This window comes from Cognatishimia sp., assembly GCF_964229375.1.
Lineage (GTDB): Bacteria > Pseudomonadota > Alphaproteobacteria > Rhodobacterales > Rhodobacteraceae > Cognatishimia.
On record NZ_CAXREH010000087.1, the window covers coordinates 1 to 9,608 of the forward strand.

Genomic DNA, 9,608 nt, shown 5'->3' on the forward strand with positions numbered 1-9,608 from the left:
TAACTGCCGAAGAGACAAACAAGACCAGATGCGCCCTAACTTCCGGCGCGCCCCGCCTCACTAACCTCAAGATTTCTACCAAAACCGCGTCGCCGCCGCTCCGGTGAGGGGCGTTCTATGCCTACTCGCAAAGAGTCGCAACACCCTTTTTCGATCTTTCTGCAAAAAGTTTAGTTTTTTGCACTTACTTTAATAAAAACAGATACTTAAGCGATTGAGAGCCCCACATCACAACCTTTGACATACGCAAACGACCCAGCCCTAAGGCCGGGTCGTGTCGCATTAAATCAAGATATTGTGGCAGATGCCGTCGACTCTTCTAAAACTGCACGGCCGGGATTCGTCTTGGGCCGGAGATTCTTTTGAGATTCGCCTGACTTAGGCCTTTTGAGCCGCGCCAACACGTTTGCTGCGTTTGGGCAGTCGCAGCGCCAGAAGCCCCACAATCACCCCCAGATAGATCAGTGGCTCTAGTTGAAAGCCTTTGACCAGCCAGACGAAGTGCAATCCACCGAGCAAACAGGCCGCATAGGTTAGCTTGTGCAGCTTGCGCCATGTTGGGCCCAGCTTACGCACGGACCAGTTGTTGGACGTCACAGCCAGCGGGATCATCAGTACAAACCCAGCCATACCAATCGTCACATAGGGGCGTTTCAGGATATCGGCCCAGACCTGAGACAGGATCTGAACGTCCAGAACAAGCCAGACCAAAAGATGCGCAAACACATAGAAGAAAGCGATCACCCCGATCGCGCGGCGGAATTTCATCAGGTTCAGCCCAAGGCGCTGACGCAAAGGCGTAACCGCTAACCCAAGGATCAACAACTGCAGGGCACGCTCGCCCAGCGCATGCTCCATGACCTTAACCGGGTCGACGCCGAGGCCGCCGGTCAGACCTTGGTACAAGAGCCAAACCGGATAAAGCGCGCCCAAAGTGTAAACCAGCCAGACAGGAATACGGCGCAATTGTGTGTTGAGTGTTTGAACCATTTCTTCTCTCCGCATCAGGTGACAGGGACGGTGGGTGAGGTCGGCAAGCCTTAGGCGTACTTGGCTTGAATTGTGAGCGCCTGCCTCGGTCCGCGTTTGGTAATTCGCGCGGCCCGAGATTTGCTTATCGAAGATCGTGACGACCCAGGGCTTGGCCCGTCACGATCTGTTTGTGCGATTGGATCAATAGAAGCGAGTCAGATCCATGCCTTCATAAAGGCTGGCGACTTCGTCCTCATATCCGTTGAACATCAGGGTTTCCTTGCGGCGCGCAAACAGACCGCCGCCGATTGTCCGTTCCGAGGCCTGAGACCAGCGTGGGTGATCCACATTCGGGTTCACATTGGAATAGAACCCGTATTCACGCGCGTTGGCTTTGTTCCAGCTGGTCGGAGGCTGTTTGTCTGTCAGGGTAATCCGGACGATGGATTTAATCGACTTGAAGCCGTATTTCCAAGGCACAACCAGACGGATCGGTGCGCCGTTCTGTTTTGGCATGTCTTTGCCATAAATACCTGTCGCCATCAGGGTCAGCGGGTGCATGGCTTCGTCCAGACGCAGGCCTTCGACATAAGGCCAGTCCAAAGTGCGGAAGCGTTGACCGGGCATTTCTTCGGGACGCACCAGCGTTTCAAAGGCCACATATTTGGCGCGGGATTTCACGCCTGCCATGTTCAACAGGTCGGCCAGCTCAAATCCGTTCCAAGGCACAACCATGGACCATGCTTCGACGCAGCGGAAACGATAGATACGTTCCTCGATTGTCATCTTGGACATAATGTCCTCGAACGAATAATCGCCCGGGTTGTCCACCAGACCGTCAATCTTCACAGTCCACGGAGAGGTCGTCAACGTATGCGCATTCTTGGCAGGGTCGTCTTTGCCTGTGCCAAACTCATAGAAGTTATTGTAGGTCGTGATGACCTCGAAGCTGTCAGGCTCCAGTGTGGCCGCTTTCGCTTGCCCTGCGCCCACGGTTGTCGCAAGCCCAGCGCCTGCAAGGCCGGCCATAATCTGGCGGCGGTTCATAAACGCAGCATGTGGTGTCACGTCGTCGTGGGTCAGGTCATTTTTCCAGCGGTAGGCCATCTGTCTCTCCTATTTGCTTTGAGAGTGATGTAGTCGTTTCGCGCTGACAAGCCAAACCACGCCTTCTCACTTAGACGTGGGGGGATTGTAACAATTCGAGGCGTAGACCGCAGCGCGCGCTTGGATTTCGGCGGGTCCGCCTGACGCTAGCTGGTCAGCTTGGCCGCGACTTTTCCAGTGTTTTTGTCCCAGTCGAACCTTTCAAAGTACTGGGTTTGAATATCAGCGAAATCGATCTGACCCTGCTCGCATCTTTGCAGCAGCTCCTTCAAAGCCTCTGCGTAGTGTTCTACCGAAATCTGGGCAATCGCCCCGTCATTGGTGCTGGTGACATAATCGCCAGCGGATGAGACATCGGTCGTCATGATGGCGCAGCCTGCAGCCTTAGCTTCGGAGAAAACGATGGGGCTGCCTTCATACAAGGAACTCAAAGCCAGGACTTTCGCCGCCCGCATGTGCTCTATTGTTTCCGCATGAGGACGCATACCCAAATAGGTAACGGGTAAAAAATCAGACTCTTTCTCTTGGCCGCCGATCACCTCGACGTTCCAGTCGTGCAAAGAGCCGGAAATTTTCTTAAGGGCATCCAACAAAAGCGAAAAATTCTTCTGTTCCGCATCATAGCGTCCCACAAAGACGATCGTATTTTTCTTTTCAGACAGGTTTGGGATCACACTGCTTCCGTTTGGAACGTGCGTGAATTTATGTCCAACGTTCTCTAGCGCTGCGAACTGCCGATAAACCGAGGACGTCTCAACACAGATCTGGCTTACCGATCGATAAAACAGCCTGTTGATTAAAGGCCGCGAGAAGAAACCCTCACGGCGCCAAAAGCTCGTCAGATGTCTGCCAATGCGAAACTTTGCTTCGTTCTGATCCGATTTCACAACGATCCGCAGCTTCGGAAACAACAATTTTAATAGAATTGCGCGAGTTTTCGTCGTGCCGGTTAGGAAAAACAAGACGACGGTTTCATCCCGATGCTTTGCAACCAAGCGCACAAAGGCTCGAAACGAAGAAACGCGTTTGCTGCTATAGTCGCAAAAGTTCCGCTCGGCGCTTTCCGACGCGACGATCAACGGCTCTTTTAAGTGGCGCGATAGATGCAATGGGAATTGGACAACATCCTTGTTGGCGTGAACCTCGTTGTCGAATTTGGGGAAGAATAAAAGCATCTGCTATCGCCGCGACACGTTAGGGTATTTGAGCGCGACACTAGCGACAGAGGTGCAAGAAGGCCACCTCCAACGGCGTCCTTCCCTCACATATCACCCCTCGCCAAACGCCAAATCCATCGCCAATATCAACACCCCTAGCCCAAAGGCACCGATTTCCCGGCGTCTCCGACGATGCGTACATGGCGACGGCGCAGTTTGCGGGGTTCGCTGACGCCGACGGAATGGGCAATAGTTTCCACGTCAGAAATGATGCCTTCGGCATAGCGCGCGACTTTTTGGTATTTGTCTTCGACAACCAGACCCTTTTGAAATCTGGGGTCATGTGTGGTGATACCGGTCGGGCAGGTGTTTTTGTTACACTTGAGCGCCTGAATGCAGCCCAGAGAGAACATAAATCCGCGGGCCGAGGTCACAAAATCCGCGCCCGAGGCCAGCGCCCAGGCGACGTCACCAGGGTTGACCAGCTTGCCACTGGCGATCAGGCGAATGCGGTCTTGGAACCCATAGGCTTTACGCAGATCTGCGAGCATGGGCAGGGCTTCGCGCACGGACATGCCAACCAGATCCATCAAAGGCATCGGCGCGGCTCCGGTGCCGCCCTCACCACCATCGATGGTGATGAAATCAGGCACATCATCAGGGCGTTCGGCAAAGACCTGGAACATTTCCTCCAAAACGATCTGCGAGCCGGCGACGGTTTTGATACCCACGGGCAAACCGCTCACGTCTCGAAGATGGGCGACGAAATCCAACAGCGAGTCAAAGGACGCGATTTCACTGTGTCGATTGGGGGACAGGCTGGCTTGGCCCTCGGGAATGCCGCGAACTTTCGCAATCTCGGCGTTCACTTTCGAGCCCGGCAGAATGCCGCCCTTGCCGGGCTTTGCCCCCTGCGCCAGTTTCAACTCGATCATCTTGACCTGAGGCGTTGCGGCCACCTCTTTCAGCCGGTCATCTGACAGATTGCCCTCGGCATCGCGCACGCCATATTTCGCCGTGCCGATTTGATAGACGATGTCGCAGCCTCCTTCGAGGTGGAACGGAGACATGCCGCCCTCACCCGTGTTCAGCCAAACGCCAGCCTTTGCCGCGCCTTTGCTGAGCGCCGTGACAGCAGGACGCGACAAGGCCCCATAGCTCATGCCCGAGATGTTGAAGAACGACGGGGCAGCATAGGGTTCCCGCGCGGTGGGGCCGATCAAAAGCGGTTCAGATTTGGCGAACTCGTCATCCAACGGCGGAAACGGTGCATTGGCGAAGATCGGCGTGCCGGGCACGGATGTATTGCGGGTCGAACCGAAAGCGATGGAATTAGACTTGCCAGCACTCGCCCGCCCGATCCACTCGCGCTGTGCGCGGTTGAACGGCATTTCCTCGCGGTCCATGGCAAAGAAATACTGCCGGAAAAACTCTCCCAATTCGGAAAAGATGTGCCGAAACCGGCCGATGACAGGATAATTCCGCCGGATGGCGTCCTGCGTCTGCGCCCGGTCAATAACGAACAGAACGACAGCCAGCAGCGCGACCAGACCGACGGCCCAGACAAACAACAACCCGAGAAGCTCGACTACATAAAAGGCGCGTTCCATGGACATCAATCTGCTCTCCTGCTGATTTGGCTGGCGGTAATGTGAGAGACAGGGGGCAGATGCGCAAATCACAAAGCCCCCGAGCTTGCGATCATTTTCGTGACAATTGTTGCAAAAACGGCGGACCTAGGCCCGCCGTTTCTTCGTTAATACACCGCAGCTTTAGTGAACCACGGCGTCGTCAGGCCGTGGTGACCCAGACGCCCCAAGCCGTTCGCCGATCATCAGACCTTCTGGCGTGGCTGTTACAGGGATCGTTTCGCCATCCTTCACATCACCGGCCAAAAGCATCTCTGCCAAGGGGTTCTGCAAGGCACGTTGGATCACGCGTTTCAAAGGACGCGCGCCAAAGACCGGGTCATAGCCTTCGTCCGCCAGCCATTTCCGCGCATCCTCATCCAAAGAGATCTCGATCTTGCGGGCCGCGAGCCGTTTCATCAGTCGCGCCAGCTGAATGTCAACGATGCCGTCCATGTCAGCACGCGCAAGGCGATCAAAGATGATCGTCTCGTCCAGCCGGTTCAGGAACTCGGGGCGGAAATGGGCCCGCACCGCATCCATTACATCCCGTTTGGCCTGTGCCGCATCGGCGCCGTCGGGCAATTGACTGAGGGCCTGCGCACCCAGATTTGACGTCAGAATGATCAGCGTTTGCTTGAAATCCACGGTCCGGCCCTGACCATCGGTCAGTACACCGTCGTCAAGAACCTGCAACAACACGTTGAACACATCAGGATGCGCCTTTTCGACTTCGTCAAACAGCACCACCTGATAGGGCCGCCTGCGTACCGCTTCGGTCAGCACACCCCCCTCGTCATAGCCCACATAACCCGGAGGCGCGCCGATCAGACGGGCCACCGAATGTTTCTCCATGAATTCCGACATATCAATCCGCACCATGGCGTTGTCATCGTCAAACAGGAACTCGGCCACCGCTTTGGTCAGCTCGGTTTTCCCGACGCCGGTTGGCCCGAGGAAAAGGAACGACCCTAATGGGCGGTTTTCGTCGTTCAAACCGGCACGCGCGCGGCGTACAGCGTTCGAGACAGCTCGGACCGCTGGGCTTTGCCCGATGACCCGACGATGCAGATCTTCTTCCATGCGCAAGAGTTTCTCGCGTTCGCCTTCAAGCATTTTCGAGGTCGGAATGCCCGTCCAACGCTCCACCACCGCAGCAATCTGCTCAGGACGTACGGCTTCTTCCACCATCATGTCCTGCTCGGACTCTTCGGCCTCGGACAATTGCTTTTCAAGCGCTGGGATCACGCCATAAGACAGCTCTCCGGCCTTTGCCAGATTGCCCTCACGCTTGGCGATTTCCAGATCCGCGCGGGCCAGATCCAACTGCTCTTTTAGATCCCTTGCCGAGGCCAGCTTGTCACGACCGGCCTGCCATTTGGCGGTCAGTTCGGCCGAGCGGTCCTGAAGGTCCGCCAGATCTTTCTCAAGCTTGCCCAGCCGGTCTTTAGACGCCGCATCATCCTCAAGTCGCAACGCTTCGGCCTCGATCTGCATTTGCAGGATCTGGCGGTCCAGCGCGTCCAGCTCTTCTGGCTTGGAATCGACCTCCATCCGCAGCCGGCTCGCGGCCTCGTCCACAAGGTCGATGGCTTTGTCAGGCAGGAAGCGGTCGGTGATATAGCGGTGGCTTAGGGTCGAGGCCGACACCAGCGCGCTGTCCGAGATTCGCACACCGTGGTGCAGTTCGTATTTCTCTTTGATCCCGCGCAGGATGGAAATCGTGTCCTCAACCGTCGGTTCTTCGATCACCAAAGGCTGGAACCGCCGCGCCAAGGCCGCGTCTTTTTCGACGTGTTTGCGGTATTCATCCAACGTGGTCGCGCCAACACAGTGCAGCTCGCCCCGAGCCAAGGCTGGCTTGATCAGGTTGGCGGCATCCATGGCCCCATCGGTTTTTCCGGCGCCGACCAGCATGTGCATCTCGTCGATGAACAGGATGATATCGCCTGCGGCCTCGGTCACTTCGGTCAAAACCGCTTTCAGACGTTCTTCAAATTCACCGCGGTATTTCGCGCCAGCAATCAACGCGCCCATGTCCAAGGCCAAAAGCTGTTTGTTGCGCAAGGATTCCGGCACATCACCATTCACGATCCGCAGGGCAAGACCCTCGGCGATTGCGGTTTTACCGACGCCCGGCTCACCAATAAGCACGGGATTGTTCTTGGTGCGACGGCTGAGTATCTGCATGGCACGGCGAATTTCGTCGTCCCGACCGATGATAGGGTCAACCTTGCCCTCGCGCGCGCGTTCAGTCAGATCCTGAGCGTATTTCTTCAACGCGTCATAGCCCTCTTCGGCCGTGGCACTATCAGCGGTGCGCCCTTTGCGAATATCGTTGATGGCCCCGTTTAATGCCTGCGCATTCACGGCCCCCGCCTCTAGTGCGTCGCGCGCTTTGGACTTGACCAAAGCCAAGGCCATCAAAATCCGCTCGACCGGCACAAAGCTGTCGCCTGCTTTCTTGGCGACCTTTTCGGCCTCGTCCAGAACCCGCACCAAAGCGTTGTCCATATAGGCCTGCCCCGCATCGCCAGACACGCGCGCAATTTTGGACACCGCCAGATCGACGGACTCGACCACGCGGTTGGGCGCACCGCCTGCGCGTTTGATAAGATTAGAGGCCAGCCCCTGATCGTCATCCATCAATGCTTTGAGCAAATGTTCGGGAAGCAACCGCTGGTGGTTTTCCCGCATAGCGATGGTCTGCGCTGCTTGAATAAATCCGCGCGACCGCTCCGTGAACTTGTTTAAGTCCATGGGTCTCTCCTTTTTATAAGCGCCCTGTTACGGTCTGGCGCCCGCTTTGCGGCACGCCCCATTCTTGGGCCTCACCCTCAATTTGGCAATTGCCTGTTACAATTCAAGAATAACCTGCGTGAAAGCGACAAGTTTTTCGTTGCTAGGGGTTTGTTAACGCCCCCTTGCGATACCCATCGCAAAGCTAGGGAGTATTTTATGAAAGTTGTGCGCGTCGATCTTCTTGAGCGAGAGATAACACCGGGCGGTCGATGCAAAGGCAAAGCGCGTGTCTGTTTGGCGCATGGCCCCGCAGTGATCGTTGATTGCGACATGCCCTACAGTGGGGTTGGTGGCCTGCACGGCCTGAACGCCCAATTCGCGCAAGAAGCTATCCGCCAACTTCGTCGCCTTCCCGAATTTGCAAAGACCCCGCTGGACATTGATAAACATGCGATGCCCCGCGTCATGGAGCACGCGGGCTAGGGTTGCTCCGGCGGCGCGTTGCTCTTAGAGAGGGGCAATTTTGTCCTCACGCCAGTTCCCGGAGCCTTTCCCATGTCAGATGACCGCCTGATCGTCGCCCTTGATGTCGCCAACGCCCTGCAAGGCCTAAAGCTGGCCGAACAGATCGGCGATGCCGTGTCTTTTTATAAAATCGGTCTGGGGATGCTGACAGGCGGTGGCCTTGCTTTGGCCAACGAGCTGAAGGCAGAGCACGGCAAACGCATTTTTCTGGACATGAAACTGTTTGATATCGGCGCAACCGTTGAGAACGCCGTGCGTGGTCTGGCGCAGTTCGATCTGGACTTCCTGACTGTGCATGGTGACCCCTATGTGGTGAAGGCCGCGAAGGAAGGCGCTGCTGGCAAGGATCTGAAAATTCTGGCCGTGACCATTCTGACCTCTCTGGACCGCGAGGATCTGGACGGCGCGCTTATCAAAGAGGGCGCAATTCGGGATCTGGTTCAGGAACGCGCGGGCAAAGCCTTTGAGGCAGGTGCGGACGGTGTGATCGCCAGCCCGCAGGAAGCGGCCCTGATCCGCGCATTGCCCGAGGCGAAAGGCCGGTTGATCGTCACTCCTGGCGTACGCCCTGCTGGTGCAGATCTTGGCGATCAGAAGCGCGTGGCCACCCCGGCCAATGCGATCGCCGATGGCGCAGACCATATCGTTGTGGGCCGCCCGGTCTGGCAATCTGCCGATCCTAAAGGCGCAGCACAGGCTATTCTGGACGAGTTGAACTCGGCACAGGCCCGCAAGCCAAACGCCTAAAGTCCAGCAATCCAATCCGCGAGACGCTGTTGAAACTGCGGCACCGCTTTTGGATGTGTCAGATACGCATCCGCGGTCAGCAGCTTCAACGCCTGCCCCTCATCGCGCAGCGCAATCTCTGCGGCGCGGTCAGGGGGCACCGAGGCGACAAAAAACCAAACGGCCTTGCCGCGTGAATTCACATAGGCCCGGCCCCAACGCAGATCACCAGCGTTTAAAACCAGCCCGCACTCTTCTTCTGCTTCGCGCAAGGCGCAGTCTGCGGGGCTTTCGTCCCCCTCACGCCCGCCGCCAAGCATGTCCCAATGGGCGGGCCACGGGATGTTGGGGCGTTCGTCCCGCAACAACGAGACAAGCTCGCTGCCGACAAAAACTGCCATCTTGGCCCCGACAAAGCGGATGTGCTCGCCCTGCTCAAATGCTATGCTGGGGATCTGAATATCCGAGTGACCCATGCCTGCCCTCTGCCGCGATTGCCTTAGTGACATCAAGGATGCACGCCGCTGCCCCAGTTGCGGCAGCCTGCGCATCGTGCGTCACGAAGAACTTTATAGTCTGAATATCGCTCATATGGACTGCGATGCGTTTTATGCAAGTGTGGAAAAACGCGACAATCCCGACCTGATCGACAAACCGGTGATTATCGGAGGCGGCAAACGCGGCGTTGTCTCGACCGCGTGCTATGTCGCGCGTATTCGTGGCGTGCGGTCGGCGATGCCCATGTTCAAGG

8 protein-coding genes and 1 pseudogene are annotated in these 9,608 nt (G+C 56.8%); 3 read left to right on the forward strand and 6 right to left on the reverse strand.

Going from position 1 to position 9,608, the window contains the following annotated elements:
- Positions 1–378 precede the first annotated feature (378 nt).
- The 5 genes from msrQ to clpB form a co-directional block, all read right to left on the reverse strand.
- Entirely contained in the window at positions 379–990 is a 612-nt protein-coding gene (msrQ, locus tag ACEQWH_RS06960; RefSeq protein WP_370229165.1) for a protein-methionine-sulfoxide reductase heme-binding subunit MsrQ, read from the reverse strand.
- Between the two features lie 183 nt (positions 991–1,173).
- Positions 1,174–2,079 carry a protein-methionine-sulfoxide reductase catalytic subunit MsrP gene (gene msrP / locus ACEQWH_RS06965; protein ID WP_370229167.1) on the reverse strand — a complete coding sequence of 302 codons (906 nt, stop codon included), beginning with the start codon at positions 2,077–2,079 and terminating at the stop codon, positions 1,174–1,176.
- A gap of 146 nt (positions 2,080–2,225) precedes the next feature.
- Entirely contained in the window at positions 2,226–2,753 is a 528-nt protein-coding gene (locus tag ACEQWH_RS06970; protein WP_370229169.1) for a glycosyltransferase, read from the reverse strand.
- 638 nt (positions 2,754–3,391) lie between these two features.
- Positions 3,392–4,846, reverse strand: a complete 1,455-nt coding sequence (locus tag ACEQWH_RS06975; protein WP_370229179.1) for an FMN-binding glutamate synthase family protein — start codon at positions 4,844–4,846, stop codon at positions 3,392–3,394.
- 162 nt (positions 4,847–5,008) lie between these two features.
- A complete protein-coding gene (gene clpB / locus ACEQWH_RS06980; protein WP_370229171.1) occupies positions 5,009–7,624 on the reverse strand; it encodes an ATP-dependent chaperone ClpB in 2,616 nt (871 codons plus the stop codon).
- 198 nt (positions 7,625–7,822) lie between these two features.
- Between clpB and ACEQWH_RS06985 the strand changes: the two genes are divergently transcribed.
- Both ACEQWH_RS06985 and pyrF read left to right on the forward strand, forming a co-directional pair.
- Positions 7,823–8,089 (forward strand): hypothetical protein, encoded by a 267-nt coding sequence (locus ACEQWH_RS06985; RefSeq protein WP_370229173.1) that lies wholly within the window; start codon positions 7,823–7,825, stop codon positions 8,087–8,089.
- 72 nt (positions 8,090–8,161) lie between these two features.
- Positions 8,162–8,878 (forward strand): orotidine-5'-phosphate decarboxylase, encoded by a 717-nt coding sequence (gene pyrF / locus ACEQWH_RS06990; RefSeq protein WP_370229175.1) that lies wholly within the window; start codon positions 8,162–8,164, stop codon positions 8,876–8,878.
- On the opposite strand, the gene ACEQWH_RS06995 is transcribed toward pyrF, so the two are convergent.
- Positions 8,875–9,333, reverse strand: coding sequence for an NUDIX domain-containing protein (locus tag ACEQWH_RS06995; RefSeq protein WP_370229177.1), 459 nt, complete (start codon positions 9,331–9,333; stop codon positions 8,875–8,877). The genes pyrF and ACEQWH_RS06995 overlap by 4 nt on opposite strands.
- Here ACEQWH_RS06995 and ACEQWH_RS07000 point away from each other — a divergent pair.
- Positions 9,332–9,608: pseudogene (locus ACEQWH_RS07000) on the forward strand (DNA polymerase IV); the annotation flags it as partial. The gene ACEQWH_RS06995 and the pseudogene ACEQWH_RS07000 overlap by 2 nt on opposite strands.